This window comes from Salinicola sp. RZ23, assembly GCF_003206675.1.
GTDB classification, from domain to species: Bacteria; Pseudomonadota; Gammaproteobacteria; order Pseudomonadales; family Halomonadaceae; genus Salinicola; species Salinicola endophyticus.
The window spans coordinates 77,652-92,956 of the sequence record NZ_PZJK01000015.1 but is presented as its reverse complement, the minus strand read 5'-3'; the positions used below and the strand labels follow the sequence as shown (position 1 = coordinate 92,956).

The 15,305-nt window shown below is 64.2% G+C and carries 12 protein-coding genes and 2 tRNA genes; 3 read left to right on the top strand and 11 right to left on the bottom strand.

Features of this window, described 5'->3' with window-relative positions; translation table 11 throughout:
- Positions 1-19: 19 nt before the first annotated feature.
- From DOM67_RS15210 to glpK, 10 genes are all read right to left on the bottom strand, one after another.
- Positions 20-859 carry an HDOD domain-containing protein gene (locus DOM67_RS15210; protein ID WP_110677440.1) on the bottom strand — a complete coding sequence of 280 codons (840 nt, stop codon included), beginning with the start codon at positions 857-859 and terminating at the stop codon, positions 20-22.
- Between the two features lie 205 nt (positions 860-1,064).
- Positions 1,065-2,798 carry an ABC transporter substrate-binding protein gene (locus DOM67_RS15205; protein WP_110677436.1) on the bottom strand — a complete coding sequence of 578 codons (1,734 nt, stop codon included), beginning with the start codon at positions 2,796-2,798 and terminating at the stop codon, positions 1,065-1,067.
- Positions 2,799-2,912: 114 nt separating this feature from the next.
- A complete protein-coding gene (locus DOM67_RS15200) occupies positions 2,913-3,185 on the bottom strand; it encodes a DUF2160 family membrane protein (RefSeq protein ID WP_110677435.1) in 273 nt (90 codons plus the stop codon).
- A gap of 236 nt (positions 3,186-3,421) precedes the next feature.
- Positions 3,422-4,222: a carbohydrate ABC transporter permease gene (locus DOM67_RS15195; protein ID WP_035471598.1), complete on the bottom strand. Its 801-nt coding sequence runs from the start codon at positions 4,220-4,222 to the stop codon at positions 3,422-3,424.
- Positions 4,223-4,228: 6 nt separating this feature from the next.
- Positions 4,229-5,092, bottom strand: a complete 864-nt coding sequence (locus tag DOM67_RS15190; RefSeq protein ID WP_110677434.1) for a sugar ABC transporter permease — start codon at positions 5,090-5,092, stop codon at positions 4,229-4,231.
- Complete coding sequence (locus tag DOM67_RS15185; RefSeq protein WP_110677433.1) at positions 5,079-6,191, bottom strand: ABC transporter ATP-binding protein; 1,113 nt, start codon at positions 6,189-6,191, stop codon at positions 5,079-5,081. Before DOM67_RS15185 ends, DOM67_RS15190 begins: the two co-directional genes overlap by 14 nt.
- Before the next feature lie 10 nt (positions 6,192-6,201).
- Positions 6,202-7,299, bottom strand: a complete 1,098-nt coding sequence (locus DOM67_RS15180; protein ID WP_110677432.1) for an ABC transporter ATP-binding protein — start codon at positions 7,297-7,299, stop codon at positions 6,202-6,204.
- A 404-nt stretch (positions 7,300-7,703) separates the two neighbouring features.
- Positions 7,704-7,780: transfer RNA gene (locus DOM67_RS15175), tRNA-Val, on the bottom strand.
- A 25-nt stretch (positions 7,781-7,805) separates the two neighbouring features.
- A tRNA-Val gene (locus DOM67_RS15170) sits at positions 7,806-7,882 on the bottom strand.
- 202 nt (positions 7,883-8,084) lie between these two features.
- Positions 8,085-9,593 carry a glycerol kinase GlpK gene (gene glpK / locus DOM67_RS15165; RefSeq protein WP_110677430.1) on the bottom strand — a complete coding sequence of 503 codons (1,509 nt, stop codon included), beginning with the start codon at positions 9,591-9,593 and terminating at the stop codon, positions 8,085-8,087.
- A 325-nt stretch (positions 9,594-9,918) separates the two neighbouring features.
- Here glpK and DOM67_RS15160 point away from each other — a divergent pair, with 325 nt between their 5' ends.
- From DOM67_RS15160 to DOM67_RS15150, 3 genes are all read left to right on the top strand, one after another.
- Entirely contained in the window at positions 9,919-10,710 is a 792-nt protein-coding gene (locus DOM67_RS15160; RefSeq protein WP_110677428.1) for a DeoR/GlpR family transcriptional regulator, read from the top strand.
- Between the two features lie 321 nt (positions 10,711-11,031).
- Complete coding sequence (gene glpD / locus DOM67_RS15155) at positions 11,032-12,564, top strand: glycerol-3-phosphate dehydrogenase (RefSeq protein ID WP_110677426.1); 1,533 nt, start codon at positions 11,032-11,034, stop codon at positions 12,562-12,564.
- 116 nt (positions 12,565-12,680) lie between these two features.
- A complete protein-coding gene (locus DOM67_RS15150) occupies positions 12,681-13,754 on the top strand; it encodes an endonuclease/exonuclease/phosphatase family protein (protein WP_110677424.1) in 1,074 nt (357 codons plus the stop codon).
- An 87-nt stretch (positions 13,755-13,841) separates the two neighbouring features.
- On the opposite strand, the gene DOM67_RS15145 is transcribed toward DOM67_RS15150, so the two are convergent.
- On the bottom strand, positions 13,842-15,221 hold the full coding sequence (locus tag DOM67_RS15145) for a class II fumarate hydratase (protein WP_110677423.1): 1,380 nt from the start codon (positions 15,219-15,221) through the stop codon (positions 13,842-13,844).
- Between the last annotated feature and the right edge of the window lie 84 nt (positions 15,222-15,305).

The following is a 15,305-nucleotide window of genomic DNA, read 5'->3' as shown; positions in this document are numbered from 1 at the left end:
CTGGCCCCGGCTGTGGTCTTCAAGCCTTGCCGAGAAACACCTCGAGCTCGTCATCGGCGCGCAGGCTCGACACGCTCTCTTCGTAGAGTGCGAGGAGATCGAGGGCGAGCGGCCGGCGCACGTCGCGCGGCATCTCGCCCAGGGCGTGCTCCTCACGCTGACCGCTGGCGACGTCGCGATAGATGCCGATGGCGAGATGCACCGCGGCGGCGTAGGGCGAGAACGGCTCGGCCTCCAGCGGCGCACTCTGGTAGGTCAGCGCGCGGCAGATGGTCTCGGGAAAACGCCAGCGGCGCCCCAGCTCTGCCCCCACCTCGCTGAAGGTGTAGCCGAACTGGCTCGACTCCAGCTCGCTGCGCGGCGCGCCCTGGGCAACCAGGGTATCGATGCGCGCCATCACCTCGGGATGGGCGATATGCATCAACGCCGAGCCGACGTGGTGCAGAATGCCGCAGGTGAAGGCGGTCTCCGGTGAGAGCCCCCCGATCCGACTATGGCGCACGATCGCACGGGCCAGATTGGCGACCATGAACGAGGTCTTCCAGAAAGCCCGCCGATCCAGCCCCGGCACGTGCTCGATGACACCGACCATCCCCGACGCGATCACCAGCGTGCGCACACGCTCGAACCCCAGCAGCAGGATCGCATCGTCGATCGAGGCGACGTTGCGCCCGACACCATAGCGCACCGAATTGGCCGCGCGCAGCAGCTTGAGACTGAGCCCCGGGTCCTTGCGGATATTGGCCGATATCTGCTGAATGCTGGCGCGATCGTCGTCGAGACTGGCGATCAGCTCGGCCACCACGCCAGGGATGCTGGGCAGACGGTGAACATGCTCGAACAGCGGCTGATAGGTCATCGACGACTCTCCTCTTGGCCGGCATCGACGCAAGGCTCGCCACGAGACCCGCCCACGTTCGCCGACTTTTCGTGCAGAACCTCACCGCGTGGCTGCACCTGTGGGTGCCCGACCCGGGAAGACGGCGGTAACACACAAAAAAGCCCGCCGGTTTGGGCGGGCCATGATAGCGTTGCTGGTCGTCGTCAGCGACCGTTTTCCGCGCTCAGCTCTCCTGCCACGACTTGACCATCTCGGCGTAGGGAACGGTCTTGCCCTGCGGCTTCTCGTTCTCGAGCTTGGGCTTGGGCGCGCCCGGCTGGTCGAGCCAGTACTGCGCATCACGCGGCTTGTTGAGCTTGGGCCCGCACTGCGGCTGGACATTGGCGCGTTCGAGACGCTCCATGATCCGGTCCTGGGCATCGGCCAGGCCATCGAGCGCATTCTGCACGCTGGTCTCGCCGCTGACCGCCCGCGAGATGTACTGCCACCACAGCTGCGCCAGCTTCGGATAGTCGGGCACGTTGGTCCCGGTCGGCGACCACTCCAGCCGCGCCGGGCTACGATAGAACTCCACCAGCCCACCCAGCTTGGGGGCGGCGTCGGTCATCGCCTGGGACTGGATGTCGGACTCGCGGATCGGGGTCAGCCCCACCAGCGTCTTCTTCAGCGAAACCGTCTTGGAGGTCACGAACTGGGCATAGAGCCAGGCGGCCAGGCGATTCTTCTCCGGGGTCGACTTCATGAAGGTCCACGAGCCCACATCCTGGTAGCCCTTCTTCATGCCCTTCTCCCAGTATGGCCCCACCGGCGACGGCGCCATGCGCCACTTGGGCGTGCCATCGGCGTTGACCACCGGCAGCCCCGGCTTGGTCATGTCGGCGGTGAAGGCGGTGTACCAGAAGATCTGCTGCGCCACGCTGCCCTGGGCCGGCACCGGACCGGCTTCGGAGAAGGTCATGCCCTGCGCTTCCGGCGGCGCGTAGGCGTGCAGCCAGTCGATGTACTTCTCGGTGGCAAAGACCGCCGCCGGGCTGTTGGTACCGCCACCCCGCGACATGCTCGACCCCACCGGATGACACTGCTCGACGCGAATGCCCCACTCGTCGACCGGCAAGCCGTTGGGCAGGCCCTTGTCGCCCTCCCCGGCCATCGAGAACCAGGCATCGGTGAAGCGCCAGCCCAACGACGGATCCTTCTTGCCGTAGTCCATGTGGCCGTAGACGCGCTTGCCGTCGATCTCCTTGACGTCGTTGGTGAAGAAGTTGGCGATATCCTCGTAGGCCGACCAGTTGACCGGCACGCCGAGTTCGTAGCCATACTTCTGCTTGAACTTGGCCTTGAGGTCGGGGTTGTCGAACCAGTCGGCGCGGAACCAGTAGAGGTTGGCGAACTGCTGGTCGGGCAGCTGGTAGATCTTGCCGTCTGGGCCGGTGGTGAACGACAGCCCGATGAAGTCGTCGAGATCCAGCGTCGGTGAGGTCACCGCGGCAGCATCGCCCTTGATCATGTCGGAGATCGGGACGACCTTGCCGTAGCGCGAGTGGGTACCGATCAGATCCGAGTCGTTGACGTAGCCGTCATAGATGTTGCGACCCGACTGCATCTGGGTCTGCAACTTCTCGATCACATCGCCTTCCTGCAGCAGATCGTGATGCAGTTGAATCCCGGTGATCTCGCTGAACGCCTTGGCCAGCACCTCGGATTCGTACTTGTGGGTGGTCAGCGTCTCCGACACCACGTTGATCTGCATGCCGCGGAACGGCTTGGCCGCATCGATGAACCACTGCAGCTCCGCCATCTGCTGCTCGGGACTCAGGGTCGAGGGGGTGAATTCATCCTGCAGCCAGCGCTTGGCCGCATCCTGGTATTGGTCGGCCTGGGCCGCACCGCTGGCGAGTATCAGGCTCAGCAGGCCGAGCGTGAGCGGCCGATAGCTGGCGTGGGCTTGTCTGAACATAGCGTTACCTCGGTTATTGTGTGGTTCTGCGCCCTGGCGGAGGCGGCGACGCGCTACCGCGCGAGGACTCCGTCAGCGTGTGCTCCATGACATCCAGCTCGGTTTTGCGGTGTTTCACCCCCATTTCAGCAGTGCGATCAAACCCGCCACGCATACCAGCGTGACGATCCACAGCGGCCAGCCGGTCAGCGCCAGTGCCAGCAGATGGGCATAGGCGGCGATCAGCAGGCCAATGAACAGGCGATCACCGCGGGTGGTGGAGATCGGCAGGAACCCCTTGCGTTGGTGCCCCGGTGACACCGTCTGCCAGATCGACATCCCCACCAGCATCAGCGCGATGATCACGAAGAACGACGCCGTCGGCAGCGTCCAGGCCATCCAGCTCATCAGCGTTTCCCCCATAGGTTTTGCACTAAAACTGCCTTCGCTCGTCAATTTTTCATATAGCACCTAGGTGCTGTCTGAAAGTCGACGAGCGCAGGCCAGGCAAGGCAAAAATCGGCGAAAACGCGGAGTTTACGGGTTGTAAATGAGCATTTTGAGCCGATTTTTAACGCCGCATGGGCGAGCGCAGTACTTTTCAGACAGTGCCTAGGACGAAGGCTCGAATCGATTGCCATGACTCACACCCGCCCCAGGGCGAAGCCCTTGGCGACGTGGTTGCGCACGAAGTAGATCACCGCGATACCCGGCAGCAGCGCCACCACCCCGGCCGCCGCCAGTACGCCCCAGTCGATCCCGGAGGCGGAGACCGTACGGGTCATCTGCGCCACGATCGGCTTGGCATCGACCGAGGTCAGGGTGCGTGCCAGCAGCAGCTCGACCCACGAGAACATGAAGCAGAAGAACGCCGTCACACCGATCCCCGGACGGATCATCGGAATGAAGATGAACACGAAGAAGCGCGGGAAGCTGTAACCGTCGATATAGGCGGTCTCGTCGATCTCCTTGGGCACCCCGGACATGAAGCCCTCGAGAATCCACACCGCCAGCGGCACGTTGAACAGGCAGTGAGCCAGCGCCACCGCGATCGGGGTATCGAACAGCCCTACCGCAGAGTAGAGCTGGAAGAACGGCAGCAGGAACACCGCCGGCGGCGCCATGCGGTTGGTCAGCAGCCAGAAGAACATGTGCTTGTCGCCGAGGAAACGATAGCGCGAGAAAGCATAGGCCGCCGGCAGCGCCACCAGCAGCGAGATCGCCATGTTCATCGAGACATAGGTGAGCGAGTTGAGATAGCTGGTGTACCAGCTCGGCTCGGTGAAGATGACACGATAATTGTCCAGCGTCGGCGCCACCGGCCACAGTGTCAGCCCGCCCAGGATCTCCTGGTTCGACTTCAGCGACATGTTGATCAGCCAGTAGATCGGCACCAGGATGAACACCAGATAGAGCAACATCACCAGACTCTTGCGCACGTGCATGGCGTCTCACCCCTTGTCGTCGTTGTGGGTCATGGCGGTATAGAACACCCAGGTCACCAGCAGGATGATCAGGAAGTAGATCAGCGAGAACGCTGCGGCCCGGCCCAGGTCGAACTGCCCCAGCGCCATCTGGGTCAGGGTCTGGCTCAGGAAGGTGGTCGCCGTGCCCGGCCCACCACCGGTGAGCACGAAGGGCTCGGTGTAGATCATGAAACTGTCCATGAAGCGCAGCATCACCGCGATCAGCAGCACGTTCTTGAGCTTGGGTAGCTGGATATAGCGAAACACCGCCCAGGAGGAGGCGCGATCGATGCGCGCCGCCTGATAGTAGACATCGGGGATCGAGCGCAGCCCCGAGTAGCACAGCAGTGCCACCAGCGACGTCCAGTGCCAGACATCCATGATCAGCACCGTGATCCAGGCATCCCGCGGGCTGGAGGCATAGTTGTAGTCGACCCCCAGACCGTTGAGCAGCGAGCCGTAGAGACCGATGTCCTCGCGCCCGATGATCTGCCAGATCGTGCCCACCACGTTCCACGGCACCAGCAGCGGCAGCGCCAGCAGAATCAGGCTGACCGGGACGCCCAGGCCACGCCGCGGCATCGACAGCGCCACGATGATGCCCAGCGGGATCTCGATCGCCAGCACGCAGAAGGAGTAGATGAACTGGCGCACCAGGGAGTCGTGCAGCCGCGGGTCGCTGAGAATCTCGCGATACCACTCGGTGCCGACGAAGTAGCGCGTACTCGGGTCGAAGATGTCCTGCACCGAGTAGTTGACCACGGTCATCATCGGGATGATGGCGCTGAAGGCGACCAGCACGAAGACCGGCAGTACCAGCCACCACGCCTTGTTGTTATACGGCTTCATCGGACATCTCCAGCAGCAGGTCGTTGGCGTAGAAGCGCATCCACGCCTCGGGCAGGTGCAGTCCCACCGTCTCCTCACCGAGGCTTTTGTACTCGTCCACCCGCACCTTGATGAGCTGGCTCGGGTCCGCCGTGAGTGCCACATCGACGATCTTGAACGACCCCTGATCCTGGATCAGATCGATCCGCCCGGTCAGGGTCGCCGAATCGGCCGGCACCACCTCGACGAACTCCGGACGGATGCCCAACTGCAACCGCGCGTTCTCCTGCGCCGCGAGGCGCGCGTGCCACGCCTCGGGTAGCGCCAGCTCGTTGCCGTGACAGTGGGCGCGCCCGGCCACGATCTCGAGGTCGAGCAGGTTCATCCCGGGGCTGCCGATGAAGTAGCCGACGAAGGTGTGGCGCGGCATCTCGAACAGCTCCCGCGGCGTGCCGAACTGCACGATCTGACCGCCGTACATCACCGCGATCTTGTCGGCGAAAGTGGCCGCCTCGAGCTGATCATGGGTGACATAGACCATGGTCACGTTGAAGCGCTGGTGGATCTCCTTGAGCTTGCGGCGCAGGCGCCACTTGAGCTGAGGGTCGATCACCGTGAGCGGCTCGTCGAACAGGATGGCGGCGACGTCGTCACGCACCAGACCGCGCCCCATCGACACCTTCTGCTTCTCATCCGCGGTGAGATTGCGCGCCTTGCGCGTCAGCAGCGGCTCGATCTCCAGCGCCGCCGCCACCTCGCGCACCCGCGCCTCGACGGTAGCCTTCGGCTTGCCCTGATTGCGCAGCGGGAAGGCCAGGTTGTCGAACACCGTCATGGTGTCGTAGACCACCGGGAACTGAAAAACCTGGGCGATGTTGCGCTGCTGCGGGCTCAGTGCATTGACCACCTTGCCGTCGAACAGCACCTCGCCCTCGGACGGCGCCAGCAGCCCGGACATGATATTGAGCAGCGTGCTCTTGCCGCATCCGGAGGGCCCCAGCAGCGCATAGGCGCCACCCTGCTCCCACACGTGCTCCATCCGGCGCAGGGCGTAATCCTCTGCCGCACTCGGATTGTCCTGGTAACTGTGCGCCAGCTGGGCCAAGCGAATCTCTGCCATGATCGTCTCCTCAGGCGCGCGCCGCGGTGGCGGGGGATGCCGGCGAGAGCAGCAGCTCCCCGCCCGGCTCGAACACGAACATCTCGGCGCACGGCAGATGGATCTCGAGCGCCTGATCCACCGCCAGCTCGTGAATACCGCCCAGATGCGCGACCAGATCGATCTCGTCGTGAGTCATGTGCAGGAAGGTCTCGGAACCGCCGATCTCGGCCACCCGCACCTGCACCGGCAGGCACAGCGCCTCCCCCGTGGCCAGCGGCGCGAGCGAGACGTGGTGCGGCCGCACGCCGAGACGGTAGTGGCCCTCCTCCAGACGCTGCCAGGCCGCCGGCAGCGGTAGTCGCTGGCGGCCGATCCGACACTCGCCCCCGGCGATCTCGGCCGCCAGCAGATTGATCGGTGGCTCGCCGAACAGGCTCGCCGCCTCCAGATTGCAGGGCTGACGGTAGACCGCCTCGCTGGGGCCGCTCTGAACGATACGACCCTCCTTGAGCAGCACCGTGGTCCCGCCCAGGGCAAGTGCCTCGGTGGGCTCTGTGGTGGCGTAGACCGCCAGGGTGTCACGCGATGCGAACAGCTTGCGCATCTCCACCCGCAGCGACTCGCGCAGCTTGTAATCGAGATTGACCAGCGGTTCGTCGAACAGCACGAGGTCCGCGTCTTTGACCAGCGCCCGCGCCATGGCCGTGCGCTGCTGCTGGCCGCCGGAGAGCGCCTGCGGATAGCGTCCGAGCAAATGGTCGATGCCCAGCATGTGGGCGGTCTCCTCGACCCGGCGCTGGATCTCGGCCCGCGCCACCTTGGCTTGCTTGAGCGGCGAGGCGATATTGTCGAAGACGTTCAGGGTGGGATAGTTTATGAACTGCTGATACACCATCGAGACGTTGCGCTGCCGCACCGGCACATCGGTCATGTCACGGCCGCCCAGCCACACGCGTCCGCGGGTGGGCGTGTCCAGCCCCGCCATCAGCCGCATCAGCGTGGTCTTGCCAGCCAGCGTATGACCGAGCAGAACGTTGAACGAGCCGCCGTCGAGCTGCAGATTGGCCTCGTCGATATAAGTCTCGCCACGTACCTTCAACGTCACGTTTTCGAGTTGTAATGACATCGGCCGGGAAACCCCTTTGTTTTCTTTTCCGAGCATCGTAAAACAGCCATTCGAAAAAGCCATAGGGCGCGCCAGGCGGTCCTGCCAAGTAATTGCTTAGCTTTTGATTAATAAGGAATTAAAGATCATTGAACCTTAGTATCAGCGACTATTGGACGATAGAAAAACCGTCCTTTTATTACGACTAAAGTCGTTATATCTGTTGGCTTTCGAAAGCCTTTGCTTTTCGAAAAATGACATGAATGGTGCAACGGATCCGTGTCTTAAGCGGTAGAAAGGCGAGGGAAAGAGACGTGCAAAGGGACAGAATGAAGGAAAAGCGCCAAGGGGAAGAAAAAGCATGGCGGGAAGAGTGAGGGCGACACAAACGCAAAACCCCAGGCCAAGGGCCTGGGGTTTCGAGATGGTAGGACCGAGCGGATTTGAACCGCTGACCTCCACGATGTCAACGTGGCGCTCTAACCAACTGAGCTACGGTCCTGCAAATGGTGGCAGTGCAAGGCGACTGGTAGGACCGAGCGGATTTGAACCGCTGACCTCCACGATGTCAACGTGGCGCTCTAACCAACTGAGCTACGGTCCTGCTGCTGTCGCTGTGGTGTCATCGACAGGCTTGTGCTGCCTTTGCACCTTAGTTATCCGGCCTGCCTCGCCGTGACAACGGAAGCGAATTTTACCCATGCCGCTGAAGATTGCAACCCTCTACGTATAAAAAAATTCGCCAAGCCGTTGTCTGCCCTGACTTTAATCACCCACGGTAAGCAGATGCTAGCCGCGTCGGGCACTCAGCCCGCGGCGACGGCCGTCTCGTCATGGTGCATGACCCGGGCAATCGCATCGAGCCAGCCGGCATAGAGCGTCTGCCGCTGCGCTTCTGCCATTCGCGGCTCGAAGGTGCGCTCGCACGCCCACAGCCGGCTGATCTCGTCGAGATCGGCATACCAGCCGATCTGCAGCCCGGCCAGATACGCCGCACCCAGCGCAGTGGTCTCGAGAATCGTCGGCCGATCCACCGGCACCCCCAGCATATCGGCCAGGAACTGCATTACCCAGCTGTTGCAGACCATGCCGCCATCCACTCGCAGACGCTCGATGGGCGTGCCGATGTCGTCATCCATGCAGCGCTGCAGATCGCGGGTCTGATAGCACACCGCCTGCAGCCCCGCCGCCACGATCTCGCCGATGTCGGTATCCCGGGTCAGGCCGAAGATCGCCCCGCGCGCCTGGGGGTCCCAGTGCGGCGCGCCGAGGCCAGTGAAGGCCGGCACCAGATAGACCCCATGGCCGAGCCGGGTCTGCTCCGCCAGCGCCTCGGTGTCGGCGGCCGCCTCGAACAGCTTGAGTCCATCGCGCAGCCACTGCACCGTCGCCCCAGCGACGAAGATACTGCCCTCCATGGCATAGGTCGGCTTGCCATGGAGGCGGTAGGCCACCGTGGTCAGCAGTCGGTTATGTGAGATCGCCGGCTCGGCACCGGTGTTCATGATCATGAAGCAGCCGGTGCCGTAGGTGCTCTTGCACATGCCCGGCGTGAACCCGGTCTGACCGACCAGCGCAGCCTGCTGATCCCCGGCGATGCCGGCGACGGGGATCTCGCCACCGAGCAGCGCCGCCTCGGTTGTGCCGAAGGGGGCGCTGGAGTCCATCACCTCCGGCATCAGTGAGGCGGGAATCTCGAACAGCGCGAGCAGCTCCTCGTCCCACTGCTGGGTATGGATGTTGAATAGGCAGGTGCGGCAGGCGTTGGTGGCATCGGTGGCATGCACCTTGCCGCCGGTCAGGCGCCACAGCAGAAAGCTGTCGACAGTACCGAAGGCGAGTTCACCACGCTCGGCACGCTGGCGCGCACCCTCGACATTTTCCAGTACCCAGCGCAGCTTGGTGGCAGAAAAGTAGGGGTCGATGAGCAGCCCCGTGCGCGCCTGGATGAACGCCTCATGATCCTGCTGCATCAGTTCACGACAGTAGTCGCTGGTGCGACGGTCCTGCCACACGATGGCGTTATAGAGGGTTTCGCCGGTGTTGCGGTCCCACACCAGCGTGGTCTCGCGCTGATTGGTGATGCCGATACCGGCGACATCCGCAGCACTGATGCCGTGCTTGTCGATGACCTGACGGCAGGTGCTGAGTACCGTCGACCAGATATCCTCACTGGCATGCTCGACCCAACCGCCGTGCGGAAAGTGCTGAGCGAACGTTTCCTGAGCGACCGCAGCGACCTGCCCCTGGCGGTCGAACAGGATGGCTCGGGAGCTGGTGGTCCCTTGATCGATCGAGAGAATATAGGCAGCCATCGCTTCACTCCTTGCCTCTTCGGCTCGCGACACACTCGCCCGCCGGGGTGATTGACATGGGCCCCAACCGTATTTTCATTTTCGCTTGGCAACAATATAAATTCGTTTTCCAACACTTAGACCATGGTCTAGCGCCTTGGGCCTCTAAAGAGGACGTCTTGGCCCCCTTTTGTGGCTGCGGGGAGGGCACCTTCTGATAATATTCGAATCACAACATTGGCCGCGCAGATCGCCGGCCATGGCAGGACAGCGCCATCCCCCGCTCGCGTCATGTCGGCACGGCGGCGGCGTTGTCACCGTGTCGCCAGCCGCATCAGGACCCAACATGACCCAGCAGGACCGCCACGACGCCATCATCGCCCTGGTCAAGCGCCAGGGCTACGCTGCCATCGAGCAGCTGGCGACGGAGTTCAACGTCACCCCGCAGACCATTCGTCGGGACCTCAACCAGCTCGCCGAAGAGGGCGCGGTGCGTCGCGTCCACGGAGGCGCCGGGCTGGAGTCGAGCACCGTCAACACCGCTTACCACACGCGCAAGACGCTCAATCTCGAGGCCAAGCGGCGCATTGCCGAGCTGCTGGTCACCCAGATCCCCGACTCGGCGTCGCTGTTCATCAACATCGGTACCAGCAACGAATTCATTGCCGAGGCGCTGTGCCAGCACAGCGGGCTCGAGGTGATCACCAACAATCTCAACGTCGCCGCCATCCTGCAGCACAAGACCGACTTCAACGTCATCGTCGCCGGCGGCCAGGTACGCTCACGGGATGGTGGCATCATCGGTGAGGCGACGATCGACTTCATCAATCAGTTCAAGGTCGATTACGGCATCATCGGCATCAGCGGCATCGACCGTGACGGCTCGCTGCTGGAGTTCGACTATCAGGAAGTGCGCGTGGCCCAGGCGATCATCCGCAATTCGCGCCAGGTCTACCTGGCTGCCGACCACTCCAAGTTCCAGCGCAACGCTGTGGTACGCCAGGGCAACCTGAGTCAGGTCGACGCCTTCTTCACCGATCGCCAGCCGCCGGACACCCTGGTCCGCCTGATGCATGAGCACGGCGTCGAGCTGCACGTGGCCGACGACCCGGCAGCGGACCAACCGGCGTCAGCCTGAACCCGCGCCGGCGCCAGCCTCTCCCTGCCCCGAATCGCAGCGCGGCCGTGGCGCCGCCGCGCTCTGACACCACCCCAGGACACGGCTGCTGCCGAGCGTCATCTCACTAGACGCCACGCTGCCACCCTTCTCGATCCGCCTCGCTCCTTCCCCCTCGGCATCCAACGCTCTGCCCACACGCGGCTGGCCCGTCTGCGACCAATGATCTAGTCAGAAACCCCGGATTTCACCGCGAAACCGGTACCGGCCTATTGATGTTCGAAAGTGGTTGATCTATTTTCGTTTCCGAAAAGAGATCTCACACCACGCGGGGGAGACGGCATGAGTACGGTTGCTCACGACAAGACCTACGACATGATCGTCGTGGGCGGCGGCATCAATGGCACCGGTATCGCCAACGATGCCGCCGGCCGCGGCCTGTCGGTACTGCTGTGCGAGCAGGCCGACCTGGCCAGCGCGACGTCTTCCGCCAGCAGCAAGCTGATCCATGGCGGGCTGCGCTACCTCGAACACCGCGAGTTTCGGCTGGTGCGCGAAGCGCTGCGCGAGCGCGAAGTGATGCTGCGCAAGGCCCCCCATATCGTCTGGCCGATGCGCTTCATCCTGCCGCACCAGCCGCATCTGCGCCCCGCCTGGATGATCCGCGCCGGGCTTTTTCTCTATGACCACCTCAGTCACCGCGACAGCCTGCCCAATGCGCGCTCGCTCAAGTTCGCGGCTGACGACCCGCTGGTCCCGGAGATCAAACGCGGCTTCGAGTACTCCGACTGCTGGGTGGACGACGCCCGCCTGGTGCTGCTCAATGCGCTCCAGGCCCAGGACAAGGGCGCCGACATTCGTCTGCGCACGCGCTGCACTGCGGCAAGCGAGGAGAGTGGCGGCTGGCGGGTGAGCCTGGAAGACCGCCTCTCCGGCGAGCACTATCAGGTACGCGGCAAGGTGCTGGTCAACGCCAGCGGCCCGTGGGTGGAGTCCTTCGTCAAGGGCAGCGCCCAACGTCAGTCGCGCTACGGCATCCGCATGATTCAGGGCAGCCATCTGGTCGTGCCACGGCTCAACCACGACGAGCGTGCCTACATCCTGCAGAACCAGGATGGGCGCATCGTCTTCGTGCTGCCCTACCAGCAGCACTACAGTCTGATCGGCACTACCGACCGCCGCTACCAGGGCGATCCGTCCCAGGTCGGCATCAGCGAGGAGGAGATCGGCTATCTGCTCGACGTGCTCAATGGTCACTTCCGGCGCCAGCTCGGTCGCGACGACGTCATCGCCACCTACTCCGGTGTGCGTCCGCTGTGCGACGACGAGTCGGAAAACCCCTCGGCGATGACCCGCGACTACACCCTGGATCTGGATACCCACGGAGCCCCCCTGCTGTCGATCTTCGGCGGCAAGATCACCACTTATCGCAAGCTCGCCGAGGCCGCCCTGCGCAAGCTGCAACCGCTGCTACCGGAGATGCGCGCGGCCTGGACTGCCGAGGCTACCCTGCCCGGGGGCGACATCGAAGGCCGCGAGGCGTTCGCTGACCGCCTCCAGCGCGACTATCCGTATCTGCCGGCGGCGTGGGCGGAGCGCTTCGCCTCCAGTTACGGCAGCTTGTGTCTTCGGTTCTTGGATGGCGTCACCCGCCGCGAAGAGATGGGCGAGGAGTTCGGTGGCGGTCTGACCCGCGCCGAGGTCGACTATCTCATCGCCCATGAGTGGGCTCGCACCGCCGACGACATCCTGTGGCGGCGCACCAAGCTGGGGCTGGTGCTGACGCCGGCCCAGGTCGAGACGCTGAACGCCTATCTGGCAACCCACCCCCGCCTGGCGGCAGCCCGCCCTGCAGACGCCGTGGGCGCGACCTGAGCCTGGCAGACTAGCCCTACCGAGCGCCATCTCCGGCGCCTTGGAAAAGCGGCGGTGTGACCCCTGCCCTCTGCTACGCTGGAGGCACCCGCCACTCTTTTCCGAGGACCTCCGCTTTGCAACTCCTGTTCACGCTGCTGGGCTGCCTGGTGCTGATCGTGACTCTGGTGCCCTATCTGCGGATTCGGCACTGGAGCGTGAGAAGCTTCGACTTCCCCCTGCTGCAGCTCGCCTGTATCGCCACCGCGCTGGCGCTGCTCCAGCTCGCCTGCCAGCCGCACGCCTGGTGGCACTGGTGCGGACTCGGGGCCAGTCTGATCGCCGCCTGCGTCCAGTGGGCACGCATCTATCCCTGGACCCCACTGGCACGCTGTGCCGTGGTCAAGGCGCGCGAGCGAGAGGCCAACCGCGAGCTCACGCTCATGGTCTCCAACGTGCTCACCCCCAACCGCCAGGCCCACAAGCTGATCACCCAGGTCGAGCAACACCGACCCGATCTGCTGTTGACGCTGGAGTCCGATCGCTGGTGGGGAGACCGCCTCGACGAGGCGCTGGGCGAGCAGTACCCCGAAGCCGTACGTATCCCGCTCGACAACCTCTACGGAATGCATCTCTACTCGCGTCTCGCCCTCGAAGAGGTCGAGGTGAAGTGGCTGATCCAGGATGACATTCCCTCGATCCACGCCTGGGTACGCCTGGACAGCGGTCAGCGCGTGCGTCTGCACGCACTCCATCCGCGCCCGCCCGCGCCCTCGGAGAGCGACGAGTCGCTTTGGCGAGATGCCGAGCTATTGCTGGTGGGCGAGGCGATCGCCGGTGACAAGCATGCGACGCTGGTGGCCGGCGACCTCAACGATGTCGCCTGGTCGCGCACCACCAAGCTGTTCTGCAAGGTCAGCGGCATGCTCGATCTACGCCGCGGCCGCGGTCAGTACAGCACCTTCCATGCCAAGTACCCGTTCCTGCGCTGGCCGCTGGATCACGTCTTCGTCTCCGAGCAGTTCACGCTGGTGGCGATGCGCCGCCTGAAGGAGATCGGCTCGGATCACTTCCCGATGCTGGTGACCCTGCGCCACGACCCCAGCCGCGCCGACGAGAACGAGCCGGAAGCCGCCGATGCCGAGGAGCGCCGCGACGCCGACGACACCATCGAAGAGGCCAAGGAGCGCCACGGCGAGGCGCCAGTATGAGCTGACGCCCCTTGACCGACACCTAAATCCCTGCCGATCCAGACACCAACGCCANNTGGCGTTGGTGTCTGCGTGTATGCCCGACGCCTATTCGGGAATCCCGCCCTCGGTCAGCTTGGCCGGGTCGAGCAGGCGTTCCAGCTCCTCGCGGGAGAGATCGGTCTCCTCCTCGGCCACATCGATGATCGGACGACTGGCCTGGTACGCCTTCTTGGCCACGGCAGCGGCGGCATCGTAGCCGATCACCGAGTTGAGCGCGGTGACCAGGATCGGATTCTTGGAGAGCGGCGTCTCGATATTGTCCCGGCGCACGTTGAAGGTGGCGATGGCGCGGTCCGCCAGCAGTCGGCTGACGTTGGCCAGCAGCCGGATCGAACCGAGCAGGTTGTGGGCGATCAGTGGCAGCATCACGTTGAGCTGGAAGTTGCCGCTCTGGCCCGCCACGGTGATCGCGGTATCGTTGCCGATCACCTGGGCCGCCACCTGGATCGCGGATTCGGGGATCACCGGATTGACCTTGCCCGGCATGATAGAGCTGCCCGGCTGCAGCGCTTCCAGCTCGATCTCGCCCAGCCCCGCCAGCGGCCCCGAGTTCATCCAGCGCAGGTCGTTGGCGATCTTCATCACCGCGCAGGCATAGGTGCGCAGATGCCCGGAGAGCTCCACCGCCGCGTCCTGGGAGGCGAGGCTGGCGAAGAAGCTGTCGTTGGGGCGGAACTCGAGATGGGTATCGCGGGCCAGCCGCTCCGCCACCCGCTGGGCGAACTCGGGATGGGCATTGACCCCGGTCCCCACCGCGGTGCCGCCCAGCGCCAGGCGCGTCACTCGCTTGAGACCGTCCTCCAGGCGCTCGATCGCCTGGCCGATCTGGCTCGACCAGCCGCCCAGCTCCTGACTCATCCGCACCGGCATGGCGTCCATCAGGTGGGTGCGCCCGGTCTTGACCACATCGTCGAGGGTCTGCGCCTTGTCGTCGATGCTCGAGCGCAGATAGTGCAGCGCCGGCAGCAGCCGCTCACGCACCTGGACCGCCGCGGCCAGATGGATCGCGGTGGGGATCACGTCGTTGCTCGACTGCCCCATGTTGACGTGATCGTTGGGCCCCACCGCGAGCGAGTCGCTGCTGGCCAGATGCGAGATCACCTCGTTGACGTTCATGTTGGTCGAGGTGCCGGAGCCGGTCTGGAACACATCCACCGGGAACTGATCGGCATGCTCACCGGCGATGATCTCGTCGGCGGCGGCGATGATCGCCCGTGAGCGCGCCTCGTCGAGCAGCCCCAGCTCCTGGTTGACCTCGGCGGCGGCTCGCTTGATCCGCGCCACCGCGGCAATGAACTCACCCGGCAACGGCTGGCCGCTGACCGGGAAGTTGTTCACGGCGCGCTGGGTCTGGGCGCCGTAGCGCGCACTGGCGGGCACCTCGAGTTCGCCCATGCTGTCACGTTCGATACGCGGTTGAGTCATGACTTCCTCCTGACGATGGCGGATGAACGCCGGTGAAATGTGGCGCCGCCGCCTGGCGACGGCGCCAAAGGGACTCACTCAAGA